Consider the following 25756-nt stretch of genomic DNA (forward strand, 5'->3'; position numbering starts at 1 on the left):
CGCACTTTTCGACATCCACAAGGAGCCGGGATGAAAGCCTCTTGGGATATTTTCTGCACGGTTGTGGATAACTTCGGCGACGTCGGCGTGACCTTTCGTTTGGCGCGTCAGTTGGTGGCAGAGCATGACTTCGACGTGCGCCTGTGGGTCGACGATTTGCCTGCTTTCGCCCGTTTGCGGCCCGGCGCCGATCCGTTGGCACAACAGCAAATGTGCGATGGCGTGCGTGTGTGTCATTGGGCCAAAGACTGGCAGCCGACGCAACCTGCTGACGTGGTCGTCGAAGCCTTTGCCTGTCGCCTGCCGGCCGTGTACATCGAGGCGATGCACGCCTGCGAAAAAAGGCCGTTGTGGTTCAATCTGGAGTACTTGAGCGCAGAAGACTGGGTGCCAGGTTGCCATGGCCTGCCTTCGATCCAGTCTTCAGGCCTGCGCAAGTACTTTTTCTTTCCAGGCTTTACGAACAAGACCGGCGGGTTGCTACGCGAGGCTGGGCTGATTGATCGACGCAAGGCGTTTCAGTCCGATAACGACGCGCAGCGATCGTTTCTTCGGGACATGGGCATCGTTCCAACTGCCGACGCACGATTGATTTCGCTGTTCGCCTATGAGCACGCAGGCTTAGGCAGTTGGCTTGATTGTCTGGCGCTTGATGACCGGCACACCCATTTGTTGGTGCCGGAAGGTCGGGTCATTGGGGATGTCCAGCGTTGGCTTGGCGTTGATCAGCTTAAGGCAGGCGACGTGAACCAACGCGATGCGCTGACCATTCAGGTCCTGCCGTTCGTCCGCCAGGAGGATTACGACCAACTGTTGTGGTGCTGCGATTTCAACGTGGTGCGCGGAGAAGACTCGTTCATTCGGGCGCAATGGGCGGGCAGGCCGCTGATCTGGCATATCTATGAACAGGACGATGACGCTCATTGGGCCAAGCTCGACGCGTTTCTGGAGTTGTACCAAGTGGGGTTGTCCGATGGCGCGGGTCAGGCGTTGACGGCGGTATGGCACCGCTGGAATGCAGGCCAGGATATGAGCCAAAGCTGGAATGCGCTGACCAAACACTGGCCAGAGATCACCGCACACGCTGAGCGCTGGTGTCTGGAACAGGCTTTGCAGGACGATCTGACGACTGCGCTAGTAAGGTTTTATCGAAATTCGCTATGATACGCGGCCTTGTATTAAGCCCTGTACGAAAAGTGGCTTTTCGTACAGGGCTTAGAAAGTACTTCCATCCAAATTCGGATATACGTAATGAAAACTGGTAAAGAACTCAAACCCGGTACCGTGATCAAGCTTGAGAACGATCCTTGGCTGGTTCAGAAAGCTGAATTCACCAAGTCGGGTCGTAACAGCGCGATCATGAAAACCAAGCTGAAGAACCTGCTGACCGGCTATAAGACTGAAATCGTCTACAGCGCCGACGACAAGCTGGACGACGTAATCCTCGACCGTAAAGAAGCGACCCTGTCCTTCATCAGCGGCGATACCTACACGTTCATGGACACCACCGACTACACCATGTACGAGCTGAACGCTGAAGATATTGAAGCCGTTCTGCCGTTCGTTGAAGAAGGCATGACCGACGTTTGTGAAGCGATCTTCTTCGAAGAACGTCTGGTTTCCGTCGAGCTGCCGACCACTATCGTGCGTCAGGTTGACTACACCGAAGGCTCCGCTCGCGGCGACACGTCGGGCAAAGTCATGAAGCCAGCCAAGCTGAAAAACGGCACTGAGCTGAGCGTTGCTGACTTCATCGAAATCGGTGACATGATCGAAATCGACACCCGTGAAGGCGGTTCCTACAAAGGTCGTGCTAAATAAGCACGATGTTGTAGCGCTCAAACGCAAAAAAGCCCGGCTTTGCAGCCGGGCTTTTTTATGGGTGCTGGGTGGTCCATTGCTACCTGGAAACGATGGCTTAGCAATCGCAGGCTCACCGCAGTGACTACAAGCTAATGGTCAACCGCTGCTGTGGTCCACTTCCGGCGCCTTTGTAGGCCGTAACTTCAATTTCGAATAGGTACTCAGGGCCGCCCAGCGGCGAGCAAGTCACACAGTGCGCATGGTCAATCCCGCGAAAGCGTTCGCCGATGAATGCCATGACCGCAGGCACATCTGCCTGGTTGGGAATGAATATCCGCGAGCGCACCACATCGCTCAATTGCGAGCCGATCGCCTGCAATGCGCCTTCGACGTTGCGCAGGGCATTCTCGGCTTGGCCGACGGCGGTGTCCGGCATCACCCGGCTTTTATAATCGCGCCCGGAAGTGAGTGACATGAATATCCAGTTATCGACGACGACGGCACGCGAAAAGCTTTCCTTCTCTTCGAGAATGCTGCCGGATTTGAGTTTGCTGATCTGAGCCATGAAAAGTCGTTGTCCTGAGTAAGTACGGGGAGTTGTCAGTGCCAGGCGATCTTTTTCATGAAGGCCTGGGTACGAGGGTTTTGCGGGGCGTCAAACAGTTGGTCGGGAGGTCCCATCTCGATGATGCGGCCTTTATCCATCATCGCCACCTGGTCGGAAACCTCGCGCACAAAACGCATTTCGTGGGAGACGATGAGCATGGTCATACCTTCGTTGGCGAGGATACGAATGGTGTCCAGCACTTCGCCTACCAGCTCTGGGTCCAGCGCTGAAGTCACTTCGTCGAGCAGCAGGATGTGTGGGTTTAGGGCCAACGCGCGGCTGATCGCCACTCGTTGCTGCTGGCCGCCGGACAACTGCGCCGGGTATACCTCGGATTTACTTTGCAGGCCTACCTTGGCCAACAGCGCCAACGCTTCTTCGCGGACCCTGCTGGGGTGGCGCTTTTGGACCTTGACCGGGGTGACCATGACGTTCTGCAGCACGCTCATGTTGTGGAACAGGTTGTACTGCTGGAAGACGATGGCAATTTTTTCGCGTGCGCTGCGAACGCTGCCAGGGGAGTTGTAGTCGATCGCGTCTGACTCGATGTCGATGCTGCCCTGATCAGGTTTTGTGAGGCCCATGATCACCCGTAGCAGTGTGCTTTTACCTGAGCCAGAGCCGCCGATAAGGCTGACGACCTGGCCTTTCTCCAAGGTCAGGTTGACGCCGTCCAGCACCCTCAGTTGGCCGTAGGAGCAGGACAGGTTGTTAATGTGCAGATGCGCCATCGCATTCATCTCCGATTCAGAAGGGGTTGAGCGTGCGTGGGTGACAGCAACGCGCTTTCAGCAGCTGGCATGTCGGGGTTTATGGCTTGACTGACGCGCCGCTCCAAACGTGCCCCCAGGCGGCTGAGCGGGTAGGAGATGGCGAAATAAATCACCAGTACCAAGCCATAGATAAGAAACGAGGAATAGCCCCGGGTGATCAGAATCTTGCCAGCGAAGGTCAGCTCCACCACGCCCAGTTGCGAGGCCAGCGCGGTGTCCTTGATGAACGACACCATGAAACTGAATGCTGGCGGCAACACCACCTTCCACGCTTGGGGGAGCATCACCAGGAAGATCAATTGGGTAGCGCTGAAGTTGAGGGTCTGTGCTGCCTCGATTTGCGCGTGGGGCACCGAGTCGAACCCTGCGCGGAAGATCTCTGCCAGGTACGCCGTGGAAATCAGGCACACGGCAATCAGACCGATTATGAAGAATGACAGGCTAGTGCCCATGGCTTGCAGCACGAACAACGTCAGGAACAACGTGACCAGAAAAGGAATACGCCGCATGAGTTCGACAAACAGAATCAGCACCGCGCGTACGGGCAAGAGGTAAAGACTTTGTGTACGGCGGATACAGGCGATCATAAAGCCCATCATCAGTCCCATCGCGCAGCCTATGCCGGCCAGTGCCAAGGTGCTCCAGGCAGCCTGCAAAAGGAACATTAAGGTGAAACCGCTGAACAGTTGGTGCAATTGCTGGGAAAGAGTCAGCATCAGATAAACCTCGCGCGAACTCGGAAACAGAAGTAGCCGACCGCATACAGGAACAAGCTGGCGATAAAGGTCAGCAGCACATAGATGCCTGCCGTCACGGAGAACGCCTCAATGCTGCGCATTGTCGTAGAGCTGATATCGATGGCCTTACCTGCTAACTCGTTGACCCCAAACAGACCGCCAATCGAGCTGCCCAACAGTATCCAGATAAAAAAGTTTGAGAGCATCGGGTACAGCGTCGCCGCGAGATGGGGCAGGGTGACGTAGCGAAAGCTCTGCCAGCCATTCATGTTCAAGGTGGCGGCGGCTTCCAGCTCCGCCTTTTTCACTGAAACCAGCCCACCGCGGATGATGTCGGTGAGGTAGGCGCCAGCATTTAGCGACAAGCCGATCAGTACCGCCGCCATCGGCGACAGCACGATCCCAATATCTGGCAGGCCATAAAACAGCACGAAGATCTGGATCAGCGACGGTGTATTGGTGAAGAACACCACGTAACCGCGTACCAACTTGCGTACCCATGTGCTGGCTTGCTGTTGCGCCAATGCACCGGCCAGTCCGATCAGCATGCCGATCCAAAACGCCAGGAAGCCGACCAACAGGGTGACGCCCGCGCCTGCCAGCAAGTCGGGCCACTGCTTGAGGATCTCACCGAACTGAAAGCTGTAGTGCATGAGGAGCCTCCCGTTGACGTGCCGTGTCAGAAGTAGGGCGAGGGCACGATCTTGACCAGCATTGGCGCCTTGAACCAGGTTTCCCAGGTCTGGTTGACGAAGCCGCTGGTATGCAGGTTGTACAGCGCTACATTCAGCACATCGCGCAATGCGGTGTTGTTCTGTGCAAGGCCGATACCGTCATATGCTGTGTTAAGTGCTTCGGGCATGGTCTGCCAATGTACGTCTGGGTAGTTCTTGGTGAATGGCACGTAGAACTCAATGTTTTCCACCAGTGCATCGGCGCGGCCTTGAGCAATAGAGCGAATGGTGTCTGCCATGGTGTCGACGAACAGCACTTTGGCATTGGGAAGGTTTTGCTTGAGGAAGTCTGCGGTCCACACGCCTCTGATCAGCACCAGGGTGTACTTGGAGTCGTTGAGTTCTTTCCAGTTACCAATCTTCACTTTATCGGTGGTCAATACGCCCATCGATTCGGTGTGCAGCGGCATGGTGTAGCTAATCAGCTTGGCACGATCGACCGTTCGGGTCAGGCCGCCGAGGCAGACGTCGATGCGATCAGTGACCAGGAAGGGCACGCGCTGGGCAATTTCGGTCATGACAAATTCGGGTTTCACACCCAGGGTATCTGCTAGCTTTTTTGCGACGTCGATGTCGAAGCCTTCCAGTTCGTTGTTGGCACCCAACGCCGACTGCGGCGGTGAGTTGGGCAAGACCCCGACGCGCAAGGTGCCGCTCTTGAGTATCTCGTCGAGGGGACGGGCCTGAGCACTTTGTTCCGCACCTGCTACCAGCAGCAGACCCAACATTGCTATCGCAAATTTTTTTAGCATGCTCGACTCCAGACGTATCCAGACAGGCTATTCCGGGAATCGAAACAGCGGGCGTTTTTGATGATTATCAACAATCTATTCGATGTCAATAAGGTAGCGACGGGCCATTTTTGAGAAGCGTTGAAGTTGTTGATGGTGGGCAGTGTTCAGTCGATCAGGATTAAAAAGTTGTCGAAAACGGCAGGTTGTTGCCGTTTCAAACGGGTTACTGTTCTGTTTTTTATGGGTTTTTTGTGTCGGGGTGGAGAGCGTCAGTGGCTCCAGGAGCGGTGCGCGATGTTCGAGGCGTACCGTCCTGGGTGGCGAAATCGCGCTCGTCAGCGGGGCGCCGAACGCGTCCCGGTCGAGGACTTGAACTGAAACAGTGCAGAAAAAATTTAATTTTTTTAGAGGCTACTGCCGGTTCAACCGAGAATCTCCAGCGCTTGTCCATCGCCAGCCATTGGATCGGTGTGGGCAATGAACCGCTCCGCCGCACGGCTGAACTTGAGCTGCCAGATGCTCTGGGCCTGTTGCAAGTCGCGGGCCTTGATGGCCTCGTACAACGCCAACACATAGTTGATGGCGTCTCCTTCTCTGTCGGTGTAGGCGATACGCGAAAGGTTGTTGAAGCGATGTACCTCGGCGGTCAGCTCATCGAAATAACGTGTACAGCGCTCCAATCCACTGGCTTGGACGATGCTGCTCTGGAACTGCATGTCATTGGCGATGGTATTGGCCTGGTTGTCCTGTCGCGCCAGTTTCAGGGCATTTTTGGCCAGCGCTTCAAGACTCTTGAGCACAGCGGGAGTCAACCTTTCAGGCGTGGTGATCAACGTCTTGAGTGCCAGTTTGCCCAAAGCCGCCCGGATCGAATAGACCTCCAGAATGGCATCGGGATTGAGCTCGGCGACGATCGCCCCTCGGTTTATGCGCATTTCCACCAAGCCTTCACGGCTCAGACGCCGCAACGCTTCGCGCACCGGATGGCGTGACAGGTTCAGTTGTTCGGTCAGTTGTTTTTCGATCAGACGTTCACCGGGGCGAAACTGCCCTTGGATGATCGCAGCACGGATCTGATCGGCCGCGTGCTGGGCGCTTTCCAGATTAGACATGGGCGCGAGCACGGCGCCCGCCGCGTTTTTCTTTGCAACCATTTTGCTTTCCACCCGCCTTGTACGTGTAGCAGCGGAGCTTATCACGGGCTCATGCTGGAGTGCTCCAGCGCCGACGTGGGTAAAAATAATAGCGGTATCGTGCTTGACGGATTGTTGACAATCTGCAATTTTAAAAATGTGTTCGGGCAGCGACAGGCAGAAATTTCCATGATTTCCAGCGAATCCCAAGCGCTTTTGCAAGAGCGTTTCAAACAGTCGATGCGACGCCTTGCGGCAAGTGTCAGCGTGATCACCTGTGCTCATGAGGGCCAGTGGCATGGGCTGACCGCTACCGCTGTGACGTCGCTGTGCGCGGAACCGGCATCGATCATCACGTGTATCAACGCCAGCTCTTCGGTAATGCCAGCTTTGAATGCCTCGCAGCATTTCTACGTGAACCTGCTGCGCAGTGAACACGTGGCGATTTCGAGCAACTTCGGGGGGCGCCTCAAGGGCGCCGAGCGTTTCAGCGAGGGCGTGTGGGCGTTGGGCGAGCAGGGTGTGCCTTATCTGGAAGACGCCCAGGCCAATCTCTTTTGTCAGGTCGAAAAGGCAGTTGCCTATGGGACCCACATGGTGCTGATCGGCCGTGTGAAGGAAGTGCGCTTCACCGAGCAGGTCACCCCGCTGATTTACCAGAACGGTCTTTACGTGGGCACGGCGCCATTGGACACCTGCCTTTGAACCCCTGTTTGTTATGAATTAATGCGCCTCGCGGCGTGAACCTGATTGAGGAACGATGAGATGAAGTTTGGGATTTTCAGTTTGATGACCCTGCGCGATCACCCCGAGGGCGCTGCCGGAGTGATGGCAGACACCCGGCAGATGGTGCAGGCGGCCGAACAGGCTGGCTTTGATATCGCATGGTTCGCCGAGCATCACTTCTGCAATTACTCCTCGTCGCCTTCGCCCTTGATGATGGCAAGCTACGCGGCGGGTTGGACGTCGAAAATCAAACTAGGGGCTGGCGTATTGGTATTGCCGCTATATAACCCGCTTCGTCTGGCCCAGGAAATCGCCTTGCTCGATGTGCAGTCCCAAGGGCGCGCGGTCATCGGTCTGGGGACAGGTTATCAGTTGTTCGAGTTTGAGCGTTTTGGCGTGGACATCGAGGATAAGGTCGATATCTTCCTTGAGTACTGGGAGGTCATTGAACAGGCCCTGACTCGCGGCGAGGTGGAGTTCCACGGCAAGCATATTCAGGTACCGCACACTACCTTTGCTGTCGGCCCGCAGCAAAAACCGCTGCCACCGGTGTACTTCACCTCGACCCAGCCGGCGCTGTTGGAGCGCTTCAAGAATACGAATGCAATCCCGTTCCTCGCTGCCAGCACCCTGGGTTCGCCGGTGCTATACAAGATGGTCGATGGGCTCAATACCAACTGGGAGTCCGTGGGTTGCGCACCAGCCAGCAAGCCGCTGTCGATCATGCAATACGTGCACGTCACTGACAGCCGTAGCGAGGCACTGGAGGCGGGCGAGCGCGCCCGTTATGTAGGTCGCTTGGCACACCACTTGCGATACAACGTACTACCCATGGACGGCAGCTTCATCCGCGATCAGGCGGTCGACGGAGAACATAGCATTGAGCAGTACACCGCCAATACGGTGGTCGGTAGCGCCGAGGAGGTGGCCGCACGGATGATCGAGAACATCCAGCGCCTGGACCCTGTGCACTACGCCTGCAACTTTCAATTCGGCTGCATGCCGCTGAATCGGGCTAAACGCTCTCTGGAGCGCTTCGCTACTGAAGTGGTGCCATTGATCGAACGTGAGCTGGGGCCGATCGAGAATATCGGCAAGCGGTAATTGTTCCACCTGTGCCGACATCGTCGCGACAACTGCGTGTTCGCGTTGATGCCGGTAGTTTTGACAGGACCCCACGACTAAAGCGCGGCACAGCGCGAGTCGAGTAAAGCCTTCAAGCAGTCTGCTGCCGTGATACTTCATATAAGGTGGCGACGCATGTTCGGGTACGTCTTTTATTGGTCGTTGGTGTGGGATGCCCTGCCGCAATTGCTGGCAGGCGCCTGGCTGACGTTGCAAATCGCCGTGCTTTCGATGCTGATCGGAACGGTCATTGGCCTGGGGCTGGCGCTACTGCGTCAGAAGGGCAAGGGCGCGCCGTTGCGCCTGGCCAGTGCCTGGGTGGAGTTGGCGCGCAATACGCCGGTTCTGTTCCAGATCTACATGATGTACTTCGGGCTCGGCTCCATTGGCATTCAAATCAGCAGCTACGCGGCAGTGCTCACTGCACTGTCATTCAATAACGCAGGTTACCTCGCAGAAATCTTCCGAGGCGGGTTGGTGGCAATCCACCGCCAACAGTTGGCTGCCGCTCGCTCGTTGGGCCTGAGTTCACTGCAAAGCTACTTGCATGTGATTTTCCCGCAGCTGTTGCGCATTGTCTTCTTTGGCTACGTCACACAGGCGGTGTGGGCGCTGCTCAATACCTCTCTAGGGATGCTGGTGGGCCTTCAAGAACTGTCGGGTGCGGCTCAGGCTGCGCAGTCGGTGACCTTTCGCAGCTTCGAATTCTTCTTCATTACCGCCTTGATCTACTACCTGCTGGCCAAGTTCATAGAGCTGGGTGCGCGGGTTGTGTTCCGGCGCTGGCTGAGGGTCTGACCATGCAATTCGTATTGGCCGACCCCGGCCTGCATTGGCGCGACGCGCTGTTTCTGTTGCAAGGCGCAGGGCACACCCTGTGGGTGACCGCCGTCTCCGGTTTATTCGGCACTCTGCTGGGCATTGCTTTGGGCTGGATGCGCTTTAGCTCCGGCGTGCTTCGTGTGATTACCGCGCCATATATCGATGTGGTGCGCAGCGTGCCGCTGATTATCCAGTTGGTGCTGGCCAACAGTTTTCTGTCATTGGCCGGTGTCGGCTTCGACACTTTCTGGCTGTGCGTGATGGTACTCAGCTCGTCCATGGCGGTGGTGACTGCCGAGGTGGTACGCGCAGGACTTGCATCTGTACCACAGACCTTCCGTCGTTCGGCGCGTTCGCTGGGACTGAATGGCGTTCAAGAGTTCGTGTATATCAGCGCGCCACTGGCGGTACGCACCAGTTTTTCCGCCTGGGTCGGCCTGTTGCTGGGGCTGGCCAAGGACAGTGCATTGGTCAGTGTGGTCGGCTACGTGGAATACATGAAGTCGTCGCAGATTCTCATCACTCGTACCAACGAAGCTCTGTTGCTGTTGCTCGGCGTCGGGCTTTTCTACTTTGTGATCTGTTACCCGGTATCGCGCTACAGCGCGCGGCTGGAAAGGAGGATGGCGCTGTGATCGAGATACGTTCGGTTCGCAAACAGTTCGGCAATATCGAGATTCTGAAGGGCATAGACCTTGACGTAAACAAAGGTGAGTTGTTGTGCCTGCTGGGTGCAAGCGGGTCAGGCAAATCGACCCTGTTGCAATGCATCAACGCGTTGGAGCCGATTCAGGGTGGCCATATCAAGGTTGACGGAATCGACGTTCACGACCGCAAGACTGACCTCAACAAGCTACGACAAAAGCTCGGCATCGTATTCCAGCAGTTCAACGCGTTTCCGCACCTGACTGCGTTGGAGAACGTTGCCCTGGCCCCGCGCCTGGTGGGCGGCAAAAGTCGACGCGAAGCTCGGGAGCTGGCTGTGCGCCATCTGGAACATGTCGGTTTGGGCGGCAAGGCCCAGTTGCTGCCCTCGCGTCTGTCTGGCGGTCAGCAGCAGCGCCTGGCCATCGCCCGAGCGCTGGCCATGCAGCCCACTTACATGTTGTTCGATGAGGTCACCTCCGCGCTGGACCCAGAACTGGTGGGCGAGGTTCTGGACACCATGCGCATGTTGCGGCAGGAGGGCATGACCATGGTGGTGGTTACCCATGACATTGCCTTTGCGCGTAATTCCAGCGATCGCGTGGCGTTTCTGCACGCTGGCACCGTCGCCGAGATAGGCACCGTGGCTCAGGTGCTGGGACAGCCGACCAGCGAACACACGCAGAAATTCCTGCGCCGCGAACACCATTAAAATTTGACCAGCGTCTTATAACGAGAGTGAAGAAAATGCCGAAACGTGCACTGTGGGTATCGTTGGGAAGCGTATTGCTGATCACTGCGAGTATGCCGGGCGCAACCTTTGCTGCCTCCACGCTCGACACTGTCGTGCAATCTAAGGTGTTGCGCTGTGGGATCATGCTCGACTCCCCTCCGTCGGGCTTTCGTACCGCCGACAACCAAGCTGATGGCTATGACGTGGCCTACTGCAATGACATGGCCAAGGCGTTGGGGGCCAAGCCGGTAATCGTTGAAACGCCATCCCCCGACCGGATCCCGGCGCTAGTGTCGAACCGCATCGACGTGCTGATCGCCTCCACCACCAACTCCTCGGCACGCGGCTTGAGCGTTGCCTTTAGCCAGCCTTACCTGAGCGTGCCCATCGCCGTGCTGACCCGCAAGGGCTCGGATATCAAGAGTTGGGCTGATCTCAAGGGGCACCCATTAGGTGGTGTGACGGGCACTACCACCGAGCAGTTCCTCAAGGCCGCCATCGACAAGTGGAATGCGCCAAACACGCCATACACCGGGTATGGCAATGATAACAACTCATACATGGCGCTGGAGCAGGGCAAGGTCGATGCCATTTTGCTGTCGGTGCCGGTGTCGACATTGCTGATCAAGAGCGGTCAGTTCCCCCATCTGGAAATGGCCGGTGACGCACCCATGCCGCCGGACCTGCTGTCGATCGCCGTCAAGCGCGGAGATTTCGAGTTCCTCAACTGGACCAGGTTATTTGTCTGGAACCAAGTGGCTTCGGGTCGCTACAAGGAAATCTACAACCGGTATTTCGCTCCAGGGGATGCTCCGTCCTTGAGCGTTCATGGCGTCAACTATTGATAACAGCGAGGTTTTACTCATGAAACTGCAAACCCTGACTCTATGCGCGTTACTGGCCTCCTTCAGTGGTCTGATGGCCATCCCACAAGCCCAGGCTGCTTCTGTCCTGGACAAGATTGTGCAGTCGAAGAAACTGCGTTGTGGGGTGATGCTTGACTCACCACCTTCCGGTTTTCGTACTCCTGACAACAAACCCGATGGCTTTGATGTGGCTTATTGCCTGGACATGGCCAAGGTGCTCGGTGCTACTGCCGAGATCGTCGAGACGCCATCGTCCGACCGCATCCCGGCACTGGTTTCCAACCGAATCGACGTGCTGATCGCGTCGACGACCAGCACCGTCAGCCGTGGATTGACCGTCGGCTTCAGCCAGCCCTACATGAACTACACCACGGCAGTGATTACCCGTAAGGACACTGGCATCAAGCAGTACAGCGATCTCAAGGGGCATACCCTGGGCGGTGTGACTGGCACCTCCACCGAGCAGATGCTGAAGAAAGACATCGGCAACTGGAGTGACCCCAAAACCTCCTACATCGGCTACGGCAACGACACCGAGGCATTTCTGGCTTTGCAGCAAGGCAAGGTCGACGCAGTGCTGCAGGCCACCGCAGTTGCCAGCACGCTCCTGAAAAGCGGGCAATTCCCTAACTTTGCAATGGCTGGCGAAGCGCCGTTCCCGCCGGACCTGGTGTCCATCGCCGTGCGGCGTGACGACCAGGAAATGCTCGGGTGGGTCAAGCTGTTTGTCTGGAATCAGGTAGCGTCCGGCCGTTTCGCCGAGGTGTACCACACCTACATCAGTGAGACCGAGCCGCCAGCACTGGGCGTCACGGGCGTCGACTTCTGAGCACTTCTATCACGGGGAAACATCATGCTTTTATTTGATTTGAAGGGTAAGACTGCGCTGATCACGGGCGCTGCCTCCGGTATTGGCTTGGAAACCGCGCGGATGCTGGCGGGTTTTGGCGCCACCGTGGCAATTAATTATCTGCCGGACGACGCTCGGGGGCCCGACGCCGTCGCTTCTATCATCGCGACTGGCGGCAAAGCCATCGCAGCGCCCGGCGACCTGGGGAATCCTGAGGCCGCACAGGCCATGGTGCTCAAGGCCGTCGCTGGGTTGGGGCGTCTAGACCTGCTGGTGAATAACGCTGGCACTCCAGGGGTAAGCAAGCCAATCCCGATTGACCAGTTGGACGACGTCACCGAAGAGTTGTGGGCATTGATCCTCAATACCAATCTGATGAGTGTGTTTCGCTGCTCAAGGGTGGCCGCTGCCGCCCTCAAGGAAAGCGGCGGGGCGATCGTCAACACGGCCTCCATCGCAGGCTTCAGTTCAGTCAGCAGCAGCATCAGTTACAGCGCCTCGAAAGCGGCTGTGATCAATCTCACCAAGAACCTCGCCAAGGCATTGGCCCCAGAAGTGCGAGTCAACGCTGTAGCACCCGGTGCGGTGATCAGCAGTTGGGCAATCGAATGGACCGAGGATCACAAAAAGACCTCTGAAAGTGCAACGCCGCTCAAACGCTGGGCAACCACCGCCGACATCGCGGAAATGATCATCTACCTGGGCTTTGCTGCGCGTATGACCACCGGGCAGACGGTGATTGCCGACGGCGGGATCTCTCTCTAACTCCACTGGCTGAACATCCCCGCTCGTCTGTCTGGCGCGCGGGATCGCCGAATAAAAACAACAGGAGAAACCTCATGAACACCCTGACGCATGCTTACTGGGAACAGCGTGCCAAAGTCTTGAAAGTTGAAGGTCGTGCTTTCATCAACGGTGAGTACACCGCCGCCGTATCCGGCGAAACCTTGGAGTGCTTGAGCCCGATCGATGGCCGGCTGCTGGCCAAGGTCGCCAGTTGCGACAGTGTCGATGCCAACCGCGCGGTGGACAATGCCCGCGACACGGTCTACGGGCTGGCGGCGGCAGTGTGGAGCGCAGACCTTTCTAAGGCGCACCTTACGGCCAAAGTCTTGCGGGCCGGCAGTGTGTGGATCAACCAATAAGATGGTGGTGACATAACCGCGCCGTTCGGTGGTTTTAAACAATCGGACAACGGTCGGGACAAGTCGCTCCACGCCTTTGATAAGTACACAGAGCTGAAGTCGACCTGGATCAAGCTGTAGGGCTGGGCTAGCCTTTTGCACAAGGCGTAAAAAAACCGGAACAGGTAATAAGCCTGTCCGGCCTGTTTGACGTAATACTGACTACAGCATTACTTCAAATGCACCTTCAGCTCTTGCGAAGCCTGCAGCATCGCCGAGCGCACTTCCGGCACTTGGCTGACGACGTTCAACAGACCGTAGTCATGGATCATGCCGTTGTAGCGAACCGCAGTGACCGGTACGCCAGCCTGATCCAGCTTGCGAGCGTAAGCTTCACCTTCGTCACGCAGCACATCGGAGCCAGCAGTCTGCACCAGTGCTGGTGGCAGGCCTTTCAACTGATCGGTCGTGGCTCGCAGGGGCGACGCGTAGATCTCGGCGCGTTGTTTCGGATCGGTTGTGTAGTTGTCCCAGAACCACTTCATCATGTTGCGGGTCAGGAAATGGCCCTCGGCAAACTGGTTGTACGAACCCGTATCGAAGTTGGCATCGGTCACCGGCCACAACAGCACCTGGTACTTGATCGCAGGTGTGCCCTTGTCTTTTGCCATCAGGCTGACCACCGCCGCCATGTTGCCGCCCACGCTGTTGCCTGCTACCGCCAGGCGCTTGCCATCGACGTTGATTTCCTTGCCATGCTCGGCCACCCATTTCGTCGCCGCGTAAGCCTGATTGATCGCGGTCGGGTAATGCGCTTCAGGTGAAGGCGTGTAGTTGACGAATACCGCCACCGCGCCAGAACCCTCTACCAGGTCGCGCACCAGACGCTCGTGAGTCGGGAAGTCACCCAGTACCCAGCCGCCGCCGTGGAAGAACATGAAAACCGGCAGAACTGCTTTGACGCCCGCTGGCCGCACGATGGTCAGGCTGATCTGCTGGCCGTCGGCGGTGATGGTTTTCTGGCTCACATCAGCCTTGGGCAGCGTCAACTTGACCCCGGATTGAGCGCCCGTCAGCACTGCACGGGCATCTTTGGGCGACAACTGCTCGATTGGCTTGCCGGTGCCTGAGTTCAGCGCGTCGAGAAACGCCTGGGTGTTGTGTTCGACGTCTGAGTCACCCGCCGCGAAAGCACTGCCGATGGACAGCGCGAGGAGGGAGCCAGTCAGAATCTTGCCAAAAGTGTTCATGTTCTTTTCCTTGAGGGCCGAGTCAGGACGATGGATTAGACGGTGACGTGCAAACGAACGTCGACGTTGCCGCGAGTGGCATTGGAGTAAGGGCAAACCTGATGGGCAGCATCGACCAAGGCTTGTGCATCGGCTTGCTCCAAACCTGGCAGGTTGATGTTCAGATCGATGTCCAGACCGAAACCGCCAGGAATCTGGCCGATACCGACATGGGCCGTGATCGATGCGTCGGCAGGGATGCTGCGTTTGCTTTGGCTGGCAACGAATTTCAATGCGCCGATGAAACAGGCCGAGTAGCCCGATGCGAACAGTTGCTCAGGGTTGGTGCCATCGCCGCCAGCGCCACCCAGTTCTTTCGGGGTGCTCAATTTGACGTCCAGGACGTTGTCGCTGGAAACAGCACGACCATCACGGCCACCGGTAGCAGTTGCGACAGCGGTATAGAGCGTTTGCATGGTGTGTTCCTCATTCGTTGATTCAGGAGTTGGCTTGATCTATCTGCGCTAAATACTTGCGTGCTAACTAGTTGAGATAAATGTAGCGCTCAATTATTTAGTGCGCAATATAAATTTTCAGTTTTTTTGAAATCGATGCGTCTTTTATTTCGGGCGCGAGTGTGTACGAGGCTGGAGGCCTTGGAATAGAAAGGTTGTGCCGCAGTTTTACGTATCAGAAACGGATCGTGTTGGCGGCAAGCTTGCTCACGAAAGCGTGAGGGGAGAGACATTGACGGACCCGCTCAGTCCGCGGGTCCCAAGGCAAGGATGACTCAGAGGCTATCGTGCAGATTGCCGCGCAGGTGGATCAGGTCTTGTTGCATGTCGCGCAGCTGCTGCACGCTGATCCCGCTGGCGGCAAGGATGCACGCAGGGATGGTCAGGGCTTTGTCCTGCAGTGCTTTGCCTTGTTGGGTCAGGTACAACTGCACGACGCGCTCGTCTTCTTTGCTACGAGTGCGGTTGATCAGACCGTCGGCCTCGAGTCGCTTGAGCAACGGCGTGAGCGAGCCAGGATCTGTCAGCAAACGCACGCTGATGTCGCCGACGGTAATCCCGTCGCGCTCCCACAGAACCATCATTGCCAGGTACTGGGGATACGTCAGACCAAGCTCCTGAAGCAGCGGCTTGTAGACTTTGGTCATCATCAATGACGTGGAATAAAGCGCAAAGCACAGTTGGTTATCGAGCAGCAACGCGTCGCAATTGCCAGCAGCCGATGCTGTAGAGCTATCGTCGGCGTTCATTGGAGGGTCCTCAGATGGAATGGTGATCATGATTAGTGCGGCTACCTTTAATGCGCAAGGTAAATTCTACAATCGGTCATTGGCTCTTATCTAATGGTCTGCATCGAATAGTCACATTTCGTGAATGGACATCTCACACTTCGTGGTTGTTGACAGTTATCCGCCGATTTCCATTTACGTATCGACTGCGTAGCATGCGCGCAGCATCTGAAAGAGGAGCGGGGCGTGATTGAGCTGGTGATGTACCTGTTGCTTGGGGCTGCGATGGGCACTTTGGGGGGCTTGTTCGGGATCGGCGGTGGTTTGGTCGCCATTCCTGCATTAGGAGTGCTATTCGGACTCGATCAACAACAGGCGCAAGGCACTGCATTGTTGATGGTATTGCCCAACGTATTGTTGGCGCTGTGGCGCTATAACCAGCGCAACCGGATTTGCGTTCGCAATGCGATGCTGCTGATCGTGCCCAGTTTTGCGATGTCCTGGCTTACGTCTTTGTGGGCGGTACGTGTCGATGCACACAGCATGCGTATCGGCTTTGTCGGGTTTCTGGTGGTGTTGACGCTGTTCAATTTGATCCAGATGTACTGGCGCAAAGGTAATTTCGGTCCTGAGTTGCGCCACGGCAAATGGCTGTGGGTACTGGGCCTTGGTTCCGGTGTCACGGCGGGGTTGTTCGGTGTGGGTGGCGGGGTCGTTGCAACCCCCATTCTGACCGGCATTTTCGGTGCATCCCAGGTTGCCGCTCAAGGCCTGGCGCTCGCGCTGGCGGCGCCAAGTACCGCGATCACCATGACCACCTACGCGTTGCACGGCCATGTCGACTGGGCCATGGGAATCCCATTGGCGATTGGCGGTCTGGCGAGTATCAGCTGGGGCGTGGCGCTGGCTCACAGTCTGCCGGAGCGCCTGCTGCGTTCGTTGTTCTGCGTGTTCCTGGTGATCTGCGCGATCATGTTGGCCTTTCGGGTCTGAGTGACCGTTTACCCGCTACAACTTGAATCCCTCGGCGATGTGCTCGGCCAGGCATTCGGTAATCGGCGATGGATTGTTCGGCTTACGTAGCAGGACGATGCTCGCCGAAGGCAACTGCGGCAGGTTTTCCTGGTCGCCGAGAATCCGTAGATCCGGTGTGATCAGGCTCTGCAACTGCGCAGTCACCGCAAGCCCGGCGCTGACCACTGCCATGATCGCTGAGAGACTCGCGCTGGTGTAGGCGACGCGGTACTCACGCTGCATCGCGTCCAGCGCGTTAATCGCCCACAAGCGGCAGAAACAATCGGAATTAAACATCGCCAATGGCAGCGGTGTTTGTTCATGCGGGCAAAACCCCACGGCCTCGGCCCAAACAAAACGCTCATGGCGCAGGGTCTGCCCTATCTCCTTGCCCGGCTCGCGCGTGACGATGCTCAAATCCAGGTCTTGGCGCTGCAGCAATTGTGATGATGATTCGCAGTGTACTTCCACCTGCACCAGCGGATACGCCTGGGCGAAGCGCGACAAAATTCCCGGCAGAAAGCGCATCACGTAATCATCCGGGGTGCCGATTTTCACTGTGCCGACCATGTGCGGCTCGCGCAGGGTGTTGAACACTTCGCTGTGCAATTTGAGGATGCGTCGAGCGTAACCGAGCAGCACCTGGCCCTCTGCGGTCAGGTTGAGCGTGCGTCCATCCTTCTGAAAAAGCGGCCGCTGCACGACATCTTCTTCCAGGCGTTTCATCTGCATGCTGACGGCCGACTGCGTGCGGTTGACCACCTCGCCTGCGCGGGTAAATCCGCCTTGGTCGGCAATGGCGACGAAGGTGCGCAGCAGTTCGCTGTCGATACTTGGATAGGTCGCCATACATCAAACTCCCAGATGCAGTGCATCACAAACATTCGTTGGATTGATCTTATCCTCGGCGCGACACTCTAGCCATCCCACTTGGAGGGCAACAAGATGAAAGGTCAAAAAGGTTATGTGCTGGTACTGAAAACCCTGGCACGCGATTCGTGGTTGGAGCGCTCTCTGACATCATTCAAAGCTCATTTTTTGCGCTGGCTTCAGCTGCATCGTGAGCGCATGGCGTTGGCCAGTTTGAGCGACGACGCACTGAAGGACATGGGCCTGAGCCGTGCCGACATTCAGCAAGAGGTTGAGCGTCCGTTCTGGGATGATCCGATGAAACACTGACAGGCGTAGGGCTGATCAGGTAGTTTTGCGCATCGATCAGGAGAACCTGAATGGTTGTGCAACGCCCTTCTCAGCAAACGCTTTCACTTAAGCAGGCACGTCGTGTGGCGCTGGCCGCCCAGGGTTTCAGCGGGCGTCAGCCGCCCGCGACGATCAAGGCCAGCCATGTTGTGCAATTGATCGAGCGTCTCGGCGTTGTGCAGATCGATTCGGTCAATGCGCTGGTGCGCTCGCATTACCTTCCTCTCTATTCTCGCCTGGGCAATTATTCCCAGACGCTGCTGGATCAGGCGGCGTGGAGTCAGGGCCGGCATCGCAAACTGTTCGAATACTGGGGGCACGAGGCATCGTTGCTGCCGGTCGAGCTGTATCCGTTGATGCGTTGGCGCATGCAGCGGGCGGCGCAAGGCGAGGGTATTTATCAGCAGATGGCCAAGTTCGGTCGTGAACAACAAACGACCATCGCGCGGGTGCTGCAGACCGTTCGTGAGCGGGGTGCGTTGGGCGCGGGCAGTATCAGCACGCGTCAGGAACGCGCCGGTCCCTGGTGGGACTGGAGCGCGGAAAAACATGCGCTGGAATGGTTGTTCGCGGCCGGAGAAGTGACGGTTTCCGGGCGACGCGGTTTTGAGCGTTTGTACGATTTGCCCGAGCGGGTGCTGCCTTCTGCGGTGCTCAATCATCCCGAGCTGATCGAAGCCGATGCCCAGCGTGGCTTGCTGTTGCATGCGATCAAGGCGTTGGGCGTGGGCACCGAAAAGGACATTCGCGATTACTTTCGTCAGGACTCGCTGCCCGCTAAAACCGGGCTTGCCGAGCTGCTGGAAGCTGGAGCTATTCAGGTGGTACGTGTCGATGGGTGGAAGCAGCCTACCTATGCGTTGCCAGGGCTGAAAGTCCCGCGCAAGGTCGAGGCCAGCGCGTTATTGTCGCCATTCGATTCACTGATTTGGGAACGCGCCCGCACCGAACGGCTGTTCGACTTTCGCTATCGCCTGGAGATCTACACGCCACAGCTCAAACGCGTGTATGGCTATTACGTGCTGCCGTTTCTGTACAACGAACACATCGCTGCACGGATTGATTTACGCGCCGAGCGTGCAGCGGGGCGGTTGGCCGTGCATGCCGTGCATGAAGAGGAAACAGGGTTGGACGAGGACGGCACACTGGCCCTGGCGCACAATCTTCGACAACTGGCCGATTGGCTGGGGTTGCCGCAGATCCAGATCAATTGCCAGCGGGCCAGCGCGGGGCGATTGAGGGGGGCGTTTATCGCGTTGGGGCATGACTTTCTGTAGGCGCGAACTCATTCGCGAGACTTCGGCACAGCCGACATATCGTTATCGCCTGAACAATCGATTCGCGAATGAATTCGTTCCTACAGCGATTTGAACTGGCTTACCGCCGCACGTCCTTCAAGGTTTCTGCAATCAAAAATGCCAATTCCAATGACTGATCGGCATTCATGCGTGGATCACAGTGGGTGTGGTAGCGGTCCGACAAGCCATCTTCAGTAATCGGACGAGCGCCGCCGATGCATTCGGTGACGTTTTGCCCAGTCATTTCTATATGGATGCCGCCAGCGTACGTTCCTTCAGCCTGATGCACTTGGAAAAACTGCCTCACCTCCCCGAGGATCTGCGCAAAATCGCGGGTTTTATAGCCACTGCTGGCCTTGATCGTATTCCCGTGCATCGGGTCCGAACTCCATAGCACTTTTTTGCCTTCGCGTTCCACTGCACGAATCAATGCCGGTAAATGATCACCAACCTTGTTCGCGCCCATGCGCGCGATCAGGTTCAAGCGGCCAGGGTCGTTGTCCGGGTTGAGAATATCGATCAAGCGGATCAGATCGTCGGTATTCATGCTTGGCCCGACTTTCACCCCGATCGGGTTTTTCACGCCGCGCAGGAATTCGACGTGCGCACCGTCGAGCTGACGCGTGCGGTCACCGATCCACAGCATGTGCGCCGAACAATCGTAGAAGTCGTGGGTCAGGCTATCGCGGCGCACGAAGGCTTCTTCGTAGTTCAGCAGCAGTGCTTCGTGAGCGGTAAAAAAGCTGGTTTCGCGCAGTTGTGGTGAGGTATCCATGCCGCAAGCACGCATGAACGCCAGGGTTTCATCGATACGGCCGGCCAGTTGGCTGTATTTTTCGGACAGCGCCGAGTTGGCAATGAAATCCAGATTCCACTGATGCACCTGATGCAGGTCGGCAAAGCCGCCCTGAGCGAAAGCACGCAGCAAGTTCAGGGTCGCGGTGGACTGGTGATACGCCTGCAACAGGCGATCCGGGTCTGGCACGCGGTTTTTCTCATCGAAGCCGATGCCATTGACGATATCGCCGCGATAGGCGGGCAAGGTCACGCCGTCTATGGTCTCGTCGTTGGATGAGCGCGGCTTGGCGAACTGGCCGGCCATGCGCCCGACTTTCACCACCGGGCAACCGGCAGCAAAGGTCATGACGATCGCCATTTGCAGCAGTACTTTGAAGGTGTCACGGATTTTCGCGGCGGAGAATTCGAAGAAGCTTTCTGCGCAATCACCACCCTGCAACAAAAATGCGCGACCCTCGGTCACCTCGGCAAATTGTCGACGCAGCTCGCGGGCCTCGCCAGCGAACACCAGCGGCGGATAGCTCGCCAGGGTTTGTTCGACACGCAGTACATGCGCAGCGTCGGGGTACTGAGGTTGTTGCTGGATAGGCAGGGCCCGCCAGCTGTCGGAACTCCAGGGTTGGTTCATGGTGAACTCGGGGTCAGTGCAATCGGGCGCTCATGTTAGCAGCCCCGATTGCGCGGGTGCCAAATCTGTGGAGATAGCCCGTCGCGCAGGCATCGTGCTCGTTCAGCGTTGCCCACGCTTGCCTGGGGATGGCCGCAGAGACGACAATCCGCGCTTTCCCGCTGGCGGGTAAGCCCTTTTTGGAGCGGCAATGACTGAGGAGCGCGTAGAGCGCGTACTGGCTGAAGTGCATGACGACTTCGGCATGATTCGCGTGCTGGAAGTGGACGATTATCGCTTCCTTGAGTTTGGTGACGCCATCGAACAGAGCTGTACTTTCACGGCTGATCCGGCCTGGCTGGAATACGACTACACCCGCGCCATGCTGATCGGTGCGTTGTGTCACGAGGCCCCGGAAAGCGCCTTGTTCATGGGCTTGGGCGCTGGGACCCTGACGCAAGCCTGCTTGAAGTTCCTGCCGCTGGAAGACGTCGAGGCCATCGAGCTGCGTCCGGATGTACCGCGCCTGGCCATGGAGTACCTGGGCCTGGCGGATGATCCGCGGCTGTACATTCGTATTGGTGATGCGCTGGAATTGCTGGACAGTGCTGAGTCTGCGGACCTGATCTTCGTCGACCTTTATACCGACACCGGACCGGGTGTCGCGCATCTCGCCTGGAATTTCCTGAAAAGTTGTCAGGAACGTCTTACACCAGGCGGATGGCTGGTGATCAACCAATGGGCTTCTGACGATGGCAAGCCATTGGGCGCGGCATTGTTGCGGGGGCTTTATCATCGGCATTATTGGGAACTGCCGGTTAAAGAAGGCAATGTGATTCTTATCGTTCCCGCCGATTTGGATCAGACGCTGGATTTCGACGCGCTGTCCGAGCGCGCCGAAGGTCTTGCCCCTCAGCTGGGCTATTCGCTGGCGGCGCTGATCAAGGCCTTGCGCCCAGCCAGCTAGTGACCCTTGAAGTGCGCGGTGCGGTGTTCAATCAGCGCTTGCAGGCCTTCTTTGGCGTCTGCACTGCCGATCACGCGTTTGATCAGCGCTGGCAACGCGCGTGCTGCGGCACCTTCGCCCTCCAGCACGGTCTGACGCGCCGACTCCAGTGTGGCCTTGATCCCCAGCGGCGCGCGGGCGGCGATGTGTTCGGCCAGACGCAGGGCTGAGGGCAGAAGGTCTTCACTGGCCATCACTTCTTGTACCAGACCCATCCGACAGGCTTCATGGGCATCGAACTCATCGCCCGTCAGCAGCCAGCGCATGGCATTGCCCCAACCTGCGATCTGGTGCAAACGCAGGGTCGCCCCACCGAACGCAAAAATCCCCCGTTGAACTTCCAGGTGTGAAAAGCGCGCGTTACTGGCGCAGAGGTTGATGTCCGAGGCGAGCATCAGTTCGATCCCCAGTGTCAGGCAGTAGCCTTGGGCGGCGACGATCACCGGTTTGCTCACCCGCGGCCCCACACTCAAACCCCAGGGATCGTAGCCGCCTTCAGGTATTTTCCAGCCTTCGCTCAGGGTGGGTCCGGCTTCGGCGAGGTCCAGGCCTGCGGTGAAATGCTCGCCGTGAGCGAATAGCACCGCGACACGGGCCTGATCGTCACGTTCAAACTCGCCATACGCCAGGCTGAGTTGATTAAGCATTTCCATGTCGAACGCATTGCGCTTGGCGATACGGTTCAGTCCGATGAGCATGATGGCGCCACGCCGCTCACGGCTGACGTGGCCTTTGGTGGGGGAGGTCATGTCTGAGATTCCTGCGCGCTGAGTTGGGTCGGGGGAGGGCTGCCTGACTGAACCGGTGAAACGATTAAGCCCCATCGCCAGTGATACCGGGCTCTTGAAAAGTAGACACTGACGAGACTTTGCGCAAAGCCTGTGACAGTTGGACAGTGGACTCTTCTTTGTACGAAAAAAAACCTCACTTTTTCGCGCAATTCCGGTATAGTGCGCGCCGGCCTTTAACCGGCCCTCGTCACGGTATTGGTAGCCGAAGCCATCTTCGGACACCTGTTCGCTTGCGAACTATCCTTGACGATCCATTCATCAATACGTTTTCGCAAATCCCCGCCGACAAAGCAGCCAGGGTGACTTTCAGGGTCTTACACGGCACGCGCAGCTTTGGAGCATGGGTCTTTGCGGATGCACTCAGAGGCAGACCCATGACCCAGGAAACTGGCGGCTTCGCCGCTCTTGAACTTCACCCTAATATTGTTGCAGCCGTTATTGCTACCGGCTACGAAGAGCCGTCGGCGATTCAGCAGCAATCGATCCCGATCATTCTGGCCGGCCACGACATGATTGGCCAGGCACAGACAGGTACCGGTAAAACCGCTGCCTTCGCTCTGCCGATCCTGCATCGCATCGATCCAACCAAACGTGAGCCACAAGCGCTGATCCTCGCGCCGACTCGCGAACTGGCCCTGCAAGTGGCCACCGCGTTTGAAACCTACGCCAAGCAAATGCCGGGCGTTACTGTTGTGGCTGTCTACGGCGGTGCGCCGATGGGCCCACAGCTGAAAGCAATCCGTAACGGCGCGCAAATCGTCGTCGCCACCCCAGGTCGTCTGTGTGACCACCTGCGTCGTGACGAAAAAGTCCTGGCAACCGTGAACCACCTGGTTCTCGACGAAGCGGACGAAATGCTCAAGCTCGGTTTCATGGACGACCTGGAAGTCATCTTCAAGGCCATGCCGGAAACCCGCCAGACCGTTCTGTTCTCGGCCACGTTGCCGCAGTCGATCCGTGCGATCGCCGAGCGTCACCTGCGTGACCCGAAACACGTCAAGATCCAGAGCAAGACCCAGACCGTTACCGCGATCGAACAGGCTCACCTGCTGGTTCACGCTGACCAGAAGACCTCTGCCGTTCTGAGCCTGCTGGAAGTTGAAGATTTCGACGCGCTGATCATGTTCGTGCGCACCAAGCAAGCCACCCTGGACTTGGCCAGCGCTCTGGAAGCCAAAGGCTACAAGGCTGCCGCGCTGAACGGCGACATCGCCCAGAACCAACGTGAGCGCGTCATCGATTCGCTCAAGGATGGCCGTCTGGACATCGTTGTGGCAACCGACGTTGCTGCCCGTGGTCTTGACGTGCCGCGTATCACCCACGTGTTCAACGTGGACATGCCGTACGATCCAGAAGCCTACGTTCACCGTATCGGCCGTACCGGTCGTGCCGGTCGTGAAGGTCGCGCACTGCTGCTGGTAACGCCGCGTGAGCGTCGCATGCTGCAAGTGATCGAGCGTATGACCGGTCAGAAGATCGCTGAAGTCCGTCTGCCGGACGCTCAAGCCGTTCTCGATGCACGCATCAAGAAATTGACCAACAGCCTGTCGCCGCTGGTCGCCGATGCCGAATCGACTCACGGTGAGTTGCTTGATCGTCTGACTGCCGACATCGGTTGCAGCCCGCGTGCGCTGGCTGCTGCTCTGCTGCGCAAGGCTACCAACGGTCAAGCGTTGACGCTGGGCGCAATCGAGAAAGAACGTCCGCTGGTGCCAAACAGTGCGCCGCGTGAGCGTTCTGAACGTTCCGACCGTCCAGCGGGCGACCGTCCGGATCGTGGTGATCGTGAACGTCGCGCTCCAGTGCCATTGGCTGAAGGCCGCGCTCGTTGCCGTACCGCCTTGGGCGCACGTGACGGCATCGCTGCCAAGAACCTGCTGGGTGCAATTCTCAACGAAGGTGGTCTGGCCCGCGAAGCAATCGGTCGCATCCAGGTGCGTGACAGCTTCAGCCTCGTCGAGCTGCCGGAAGATGGCCTCGAACGTCTGCTGGCCAAGCTCAAAGACACCCGCGTTGCTGGCAAGCAGTTGAAGCTGCGTCGTTATCGCGAAGATTGATCTGCATTGAGCTGATCGTCTGAAATAAAAAATCCCCGACTGGTTCGGGGATTTTTTTGCGTCGGGTTTGAGGGTTTTACACGTGCCTGGCCCTTCGTTAATCACAGGTATCGCAATGGCTCAAACCAGATTCTGCGGCGTGCCTGCGGCCCATGCACAGATATTGTCGAGGGTGGTCTGGGCAATTGCGTCGAGTGCTTCTCGGGTCAGAAACGCCTGATGCGCGGTGATGACCACATTGGGGAAGGTCAGCAGCCGTGCTAACACATCGTCTTGCAGCGGCAAGTCGGAACGGTCCTCAAAGAACAGCTGGGCTTCTTCTTCATAGACGTCCAGGCCCAGATAACCGAGTTGGCCGCTTTTCAAGGCTTCAATCAGTGCAGGGGTGTCCACCAGCGCGCCACGCCCGGTGTTGATCAGCATGGCGCCGCGTTGCATTTGGTACAGCGATTGCAAATTGATCAGGTGCCGGGTCTGTTCGTTGAGCGGGCAGTGCAGGCTGATGATGTGTGCCTGTTCCAGCAGTGCTTGCAAGGGCAAATACTGGGCGCCGAGGGCTTCAACTTGTGGGCTTGGGAAGGGGTCGTAAGCCAGCAGTTGGCAGCCGAAACCGGCCATGATTTTGGCGAAAGTGGCGCCTATCTGGCCGGTGCCGACGACGCCCACGGTTTTACCCGCCAGATCGAAACCGGTCAGGCCGTGGAGGCTGAAGTCGCCGTCGCGGGTGCGGTTGTAGGCGCGGTGCAGGTGACGATTGAGCGACAGGATCAGTGCGACCGCGTGCTCAGCGATGGCATGCGGTGAATATGCCGGGACTCGAACCACGGTCAGGCCCAGGCGTTGCGCGGTGATCAGGTTGACATGGTTGTAACCGGCCGAGCGTAGAGCAATGAGTTGAGTGCCGCCCGCCGCCAGATGTTCGAGCACCGCCGTACTGAGGTCGTCATTGATGAAGGCGCACACCACTTCATAACCATGGGCTAACACAACGGTGTCCAGCGTCAGGCGTGCGGGCTGAAAATACAGATCGACGCCGTGAGGGATGCGTGCGGCAAGGAAGCTGTCGTGGTCGTACGTCTGGCTACTGAAGATGAGTGTGCG

28 protein-coding genes and 1 pseudogene are annotated in these 25756 nt (G+C 57.6%); 16 read left to right on the top strand and 13 right to left on the bottom strand.

The window, feature by feature from the left end:
* Window positions 1–30 precede the first annotated feature (30 nt).
* Window positions 31–1164, top strand: a complete 1134-nt coding sequence (earP, locus tag VGC62_RS07460; RefSeq protein WP_331186431.1) for an elongation factor P maturation arginine rhamnosyltransferase EarP — start codon at window positions 31–33, stop codon at window positions 1162–1164.
* A gap of 87 nt (window positions 1165–1251) precedes the next feature.
* Complete coding sequence (locus tag VGC62_RS07465; protein WP_331186432.1) at window positions 1252–1821, top strand: elongation factor P; 570 nt, start codon at window positions 1252–1254, stop codon at window positions 1819–1821.
* Between the two features lie 124 nt (window positions 1822–1945).
* Here VGC62_RS07465 and VGC62_RS07470 read toward each other — a convergent pair whose 3' ends face one another.
* The 6 genes from VGC62_RS07470 to VGC62_RS07495 all read right to left on the bottom strand — a co-directional run bounded on the left by VGC62_RS07470 (window position 1946) and on the right by VGC62_RS07495 (window position 6542).
* Window positions 1946–2368: a RidA family protein gene (locus tag VGC62_RS07470; protein ID WP_331186433.1), complete on the bottom strand. Its 423-nt coding sequence runs from the start codon at window positions 2366–2368 to the stop codon at window positions 1946–1948.
* A gap of 35 nt (window positions 2369–2403) precedes the next feature.
* Window positions 2404–3141 carry an amino acid ABC transporter ATP-binding protein gene (locus tag VGC62_RS07475; RefSeq protein WP_331186434.1) on the bottom strand — a complete coding sequence of 246 codons (738 nt, stop codon included), beginning with the start codon at window positions 3139–3141 and terminating at the stop codon, window positions 2404–2406.
* 5 nt (window positions 3142–3146) lie between these two features.
* Complete coding sequence (locus tag VGC62_RS07480) at window positions 3147–3899, bottom strand: amino acid ABC transporter permease (RefSeq protein ID WP_331186435.1); 753 nt, start codon at window positions 3897–3899, stop codon at window positions 3147–3149.
* On the bottom strand, window positions 3899–4573 hold the full coding sequence (locus VGC62_RS07485) for an amino acid ABC transporter permease (protein ID WP_331186436.1): 675 nt from the start codon (window positions 4571–4573) through the stop codon (window positions 3899–3901). Before VGC62_RS07485 ends, VGC62_RS07480 begins: the two co-directional genes overlap by 1 nt.
* Window positions 4574–4599: 26 nt before the next feature.
* A complete protein-coding gene (locus VGC62_RS07490; protein ID WP_331186437.1) occupies window positions 4600–5406 on the bottom strand; it encodes a transporter substrate-binding domain-containing protein in 807 nt (268 codons plus the stop codon).
* 404 nt (window positions 5407–5810) lie between these two features.
* Complete coding sequence (locus tag VGC62_RS07495) at window positions 5811–6542, bottom strand: GntR family transcriptional regulator (RefSeq protein ID WP_331186438.1); 732 nt, start codon at window positions 6540–6542, stop codon at window positions 5811–5813.
* Between the two features lie 168 nt (window positions 6543–6710).
* On the opposite strand from VGC62_RS07495, the gene VGC62_RS07500 reads away from it, so the two are divergent.
* From VGC62_RS07500 to VGC62_RS07540, 9 genes and pseudogenes are all read left to right on the top strand, one after another.
* Complete coding sequence (locus VGC62_RS07500; RefSeq protein ID WP_331186439.1) at window positions 6711–7226, top strand: flavin reductase family protein; 516 nt, start codon at window positions 6711–6713, stop codon at window positions 7224–7226.
* Window positions 7227–7286: 60 nt separating this feature from the next.
* Window positions 7287–8351: an LLM class flavin-dependent oxidoreductase gene (locus VGC62_RS07505; protein ID WP_331186440.1), complete on the top strand. Its 1065-nt coding sequence runs from the start codon at window positions 7287–7289 to the stop codon at window positions 8349–8351.
* 156 nt (window positions 8352–8507) lie between these two features.
* Window positions 8508–9170, top strand: a complete 663-nt coding sequence (locus tag VGC62_RS07510) for an amino acid ABC transporter permease (RefSeq protein ID WP_331186441.1) — start codon at window positions 8508–8510, stop codon at window positions 9168–9170.
* A 2-nt stretch (window positions 9171–9172) separates the two neighbouring features.
* Window positions 9173–9829, top strand: a complete 657-nt coding sequence (locus VGC62_RS07515; protein WP_331186442.1) for an amino acid ABC transporter permease — start codon at window positions 9173–9175, stop codon at window positions 9827–9829.
* Entirely contained in the window at window positions 9826–10551 is a 726-nt protein-coding gene (locus VGC62_RS07520; RefSeq protein WP_331186443.1) for an amino acid ABC transporter ATP-binding protein, read from the top strand. The genes VGC62_RS07515 and VGC62_RS07520 overlap by 4 nt, the downstream gene beginning before the upstream one ends.
* A gap of 35 nt (window positions 10552–10586) precedes the next feature.
* A complete protein-coding gene (locus tag VGC62_RS07525) occupies window positions 10587–11417 on the top strand; it encodes a transporter substrate-binding domain-containing protein (protein WP_331186444.1) in 831 nt (276 codons plus the stop codon).
* Between the two features lie 19 nt (window positions 11418–11436).
* A complete protein-coding gene (locus VGC62_RS07530) occupies window positions 11437–12267 on the top strand; it encodes a transporter substrate-binding domain-containing protein (RefSeq protein ID WP_331186445.1) in 831 nt (276 codons plus the stop codon).
* Window positions 12268–12291: 24 nt separating this feature from the next.
* Window positions 12292–13053, top strand: coding sequence for an SDR family NAD(P)-dependent oxidoreductase (locus tag VGC62_RS07535; protein ID WP_331186446.1), 762 nt, complete (start codon window positions 12292–12294; stop codon window positions 13051–13053).
* A gap of 245 nt (window positions 13054–13298) precedes the next feature.
* Window positions 13299–13553, top strand: a pseudogene (locus VGC62_RS07540) (aldehyde dehydrogenase family protein); the annotation flags it as partial.
* Window positions 13554–13642: 89 nt separating this feature from the next.
* On the opposite strand, the gene VGC62_RS07545 reads toward VGC62_RS07540, so the two are convergent.
* From VGC62_RS07545 to VGC62_RS07555, 3 genes are all read right to left on the bottom strand, one after another.
* On the bottom strand, window positions 13643–14662 hold the full coding sequence (locus tag VGC62_RS07545; protein WP_331186447.1) for an alpha/beta hydrolase: 1020 nt from the start codon (window positions 14660–14662) through the stop codon (window positions 13643–13645).
* 35 nt (window positions 14663–14697) lie between these two features.
* Window positions 14698–15117 (bottom strand): organic hydroperoxide resistance protein, encoded by a 420-nt coding sequence (locus tag VGC62_RS07550; RefSeq protein ID WP_331186448.1) that lies wholly within the window; start codon window positions 15115–15117, stop codon window positions 14698–14700.
* 314 nt (window positions 15118–15431) lie between these two features.
* A complete protein-coding gene (locus VGC62_RS07555) occupies window positions 15432–15905 on the bottom strand; it encodes a MarR family transcriptional regulator (protein ID WP_331186449.1) in 474 nt (157 codons plus the stop codon).
* Between the two features lie 225 nt (window positions 15906–16130).
* On the opposite strand from VGC62_RS07555, the gene VGC62_RS07560 reads away from it, so the two are divergent.
* Window positions 16131–16877, top strand: a complete 747-nt coding sequence (locus tag VGC62_RS07560) for a sulfite exporter TauE/SafE family protein (RefSeq protein WP_331186450.1) — start codon at window positions 16131–16133, stop codon at window positions 16875–16877.
* A gap of 15 nt (window positions 16878–16892) precedes the next feature.
* Here VGC62_RS07560 and VGC62_RS07565 read toward each other — a convergent pair whose 3' ends face one another.
* Window positions 16893–17747: a LysR substrate-binding domain-containing protein gene (locus VGC62_RS07565; protein WP_331186451.1), complete on the bottom strand. Its 855-nt coding sequence runs from the start codon at window positions 17745–17747 to the stop codon at window positions 16893–16895.
* Between the two features lie 96 nt (window positions 17748–17843).
* Here VGC62_RS07565 and VGC62_RS07570 point away from each other — a divergent pair, with 96 nt between their 5' ends.
* Both VGC62_RS07570 and VGC62_RS07575 read left to right on the top strand, forming a co-directional pair.
* Complete coding sequence (locus VGC62_RS07570) at window positions 17844–18077, top strand: DUF1127 domain-containing protein (RefSeq protein ID WP_331186452.1); 234 nt, start codon at window positions 17844–17846, stop codon at window positions 18075–18077.
* Window positions 18078–18127: 50 nt separating this feature from the next.
* Window positions 18128–19375, top strand: a complete 1248-nt coding sequence (locus VGC62_RS07575) for a winged helix-turn-helix domain-containing protein (protein ID WP_331186453.1) — start codon at window positions 18128–18130, stop codon at window positions 19373–19375.
* Between the two features lie 100 nt (window positions 19376–19475).
* On the opposite strand, the gene VGC62_RS07580 is transcribed toward VGC62_RS07575, so the two are convergent.
* Window positions 19476–20822 carry a class II 3-deoxy-7-phosphoheptulonate synthase gene (locus VGC62_RS07580; RefSeq protein WP_331186454.1) on the bottom strand — a complete coding sequence of 449 codons (1347 nt, stop codon included), beginning with the start codon at window positions 20820–20822 and terminating at the stop codon, window positions 19476–19478.
* A gap of 190 nt (window positions 20823–21012) precedes the next feature.
* Between VGC62_RS07580 and VGC62_RS07585 the strand changes: the two genes are divergently transcribed.
* Window positions 21013–21768, top strand: coding sequence for a spermidine synthase (locus tag VGC62_RS07585; protein WP_331186455.1), 756 nt, complete (start codon window positions 21013–21015; stop codon window positions 21766–21768).
* On the opposite strand, the gene VGC62_RS07590 is transcribed toward VGC62_RS07585, so the two are convergent.
* The gene (locus tag VGC62_RS07590; RefSeq protein WP_331186456.1) at window positions 21765–22556 is read right to left on the bottom strand and encodes a crotonase/enoyl-CoA hydratase family protein; all 792 of its coding nucleotides are present in this window, start codon (window positions 22554–22556) and stop codon (window positions 21765–21767) included. The genes VGC62_RS07585 and VGC62_RS07590 overlap by 4 nt on opposite strands.
* Window positions 22557–22972: 416 nt before the next feature.
* Here VGC62_RS07590 and VGC62_RS07595 point away from each other — a divergent pair, with 416 nt between their 5' ends.
* Window positions 22973–24655, top strand: coding sequence for a DEAD/DEAH box helicase (locus tag VGC62_RS07595; RefSeq protein ID WP_331186457.1), 1683 nt, complete (start codon window positions 22973–22975; stop codon window positions 24653–24655).
* 120 nt (window positions 24656–24775) lie between these two features.
* On the opposite strand, the gene VGC62_RS07600 is transcribed toward VGC62_RS07595, so the two are convergent.
* Window positions 24776–25756: 2-hydroxyacid dehydrogenase (locus VGC62_RS07600; protein ID WP_331186458.1), on the bottom strand; the 981-nt coding region annotated here is incomplete at its 5' end.

Origin of the sequence: Pseudomonas sp., assembly GCF_036404235.1 — a bacterium.
Lineage (GTDB): Bacteria > Pseudomonadota > Gammaproteobacteria > Pseudomonadales > Pseudomonadaceae > Aquipseudomonas.

Coding starts and splice junctions, on each gene's coding strand:
- VGC62_RS07530 (WP_331186445.1), top strand. CDS start 11,437: ATGAAACTGCAAACCCTGACTCTATGCGCGTTACTGGCCTCCTTCAGT.
- VGC62_RS07490 (WP_331186437.1), bottom strand. CDS start 5,406: ATGCTAAAAAAATTTGCGATAGCAATGTTGGGTCTGCTGCTGGTAGCA.
- earP (WP_331186431.1), top strand. CDS start 31: ATGAAAGCCTCTTGGGATATTTTCTGCACGGTTGTGGATAACTTCGGC.
- VGC62_RS07500 (WP_331186439.1), top strand. CDS start 6,711: ATGATTTCCAGCGAATCCCAAGCGCTTTTGCAAGAGCGTTTCAAACAG.
- VGC62_RS07565 (WP_331186451.1), bottom strand. CDS start 17,747: ATGGCGACCTATCCAAGTATCGACAGCGAACTGCTGCGCACCTTCGTC.
- VGC62_RS07545 (WP_331186447.1), bottom strand. CDS start 14,662: ATGAACACTTTTGGCAAGATTCTGACTGGCTCCCTCCTCGCGCTGTCC.
- VGC62_RS07575 (WP_331186453.1), top strand. CDS start 18,128: ATGGTTGTGCAACGCCCTTCTCAGCAAACGCTTTCACTTAAGCAGGCA.
- VGC62_RS07475 (WP_331186434.1), bottom strand. CDS start 3,141: ATGGCGCATCTGCACATTAACAACCTGTCCTGCTCCTACGGCCAACTG.
- VGC62_RS07470 (WP_331186433.1), bottom strand. CDS start 2,368: ATGGCTCAGATCAGCAAACTCAAATCCGGCAGCATTCTCGAAGAGAAG.
- VGC62_RS07480 (WP_331186435.1), bottom strand. CDS start 3,899: ATGCTGACTCTTTCCCAGCAATTGCACCAACTGTTCAGCGGTTTCACC.
- VGC62_RS07465 (WP_331186432.1), top strand. CDS start 1,252: ATGAAAACTGGTAAAGAACTCAAACCCGGTACCGTGATCAAGCTTGAG.
- VGC62_RS07535 (WP_331186446.1), top strand. CDS start 12,292: ATGCTTTTATTTGATTTGAAGGGTAAGACTGCGCTGATCACGGGCGCT.
- VGC62_RS07590 (WP_331186456.1), bottom strand. CDS start 22,556: ATGACCTCCCCCACCAAAGGCCACGTCAGCCGTGAGCGGCGTGGCGCC.
- VGC62_RS07515 (WP_331186442.1), top strand. CDS start 9,173: ATGCAATTCGTATTGGCCGACCCCGGCCTGCATTGGCGCGACGCGCTG.
- VGC62_RS07505 (WP_331186440.1), top strand. CDS start 7,287: ATGAAGTTTGGGATTTTCAGTTTGATGACCCTGCGCGATCACCCCGAG.
- VGC62_RS07570 (WP_331186452.1), top strand. CDS start 17,844: ATGAAAGGTCAAAAAGGTTATGTGCTGGTACTGAAAACCCTGGCACGC.
- VGC62_RS07580 (WP_331186454.1), bottom strand. CDS start 20,822: ATGAACCAACCCTGGAGTTCCGACAGCTGGCGGGCCCTGCCTATCCAG.
- VGC62_RS07550 (WP_331186448.1), bottom strand. CDS start 15,117: ATGCAAACGCTCTATACCGCTGTCGCAACTGCTACCGGTGGCCGTGAT.
- VGC62_RS07495 (WP_331186438.1), bottom strand. CDS start 6,542: ATGGTTGCAAAGAAAAACGCGGCGGGCGCCGTGCTCGCGCCCATGTCT.
- VGC62_RS07555 (WP_331186449.1), bottom strand. CDS start 15,905: ATGAACGCCGACGATAGCTCTACAGCATCGGCTGCTGGCAATTGCGAC.
- VGC62_RS07525 (WP_331186444.1), top strand. CDS start 10,587: ATGCCGAAACGTGCACTGTGGGTATCGTTGGGAAGCGTATTGCTGATC.
- VGC62_RS07595 (WP_331186457.1), top strand. CDS start 22,973: ATGACCCAGGAAACTGGCGGCTTCGCCGCTCTTGAACTTCACCCTAAT.
- VGC62_RS07585 (WP_331186455.1), top strand. CDS start 21,013: ATGACTGAGGAGCGCGTAGAGCGCGTACTGGCTGAAGTGCATGACGAC.
- VGC62_RS07510 (WP_331186441.1), top strand. CDS start 8,508: ATGTTCGGGTACGTCTTTTATTGGTCGTTGGTGTGGGATGCCCTGCCG.
- VGC62_RS07485 (WP_331186436.1), bottom strand. CDS start 4,573: ATGCACTACAGCTTTCAGTTCGGTGAGATCCTCAAGCAGTGGCCCGAC.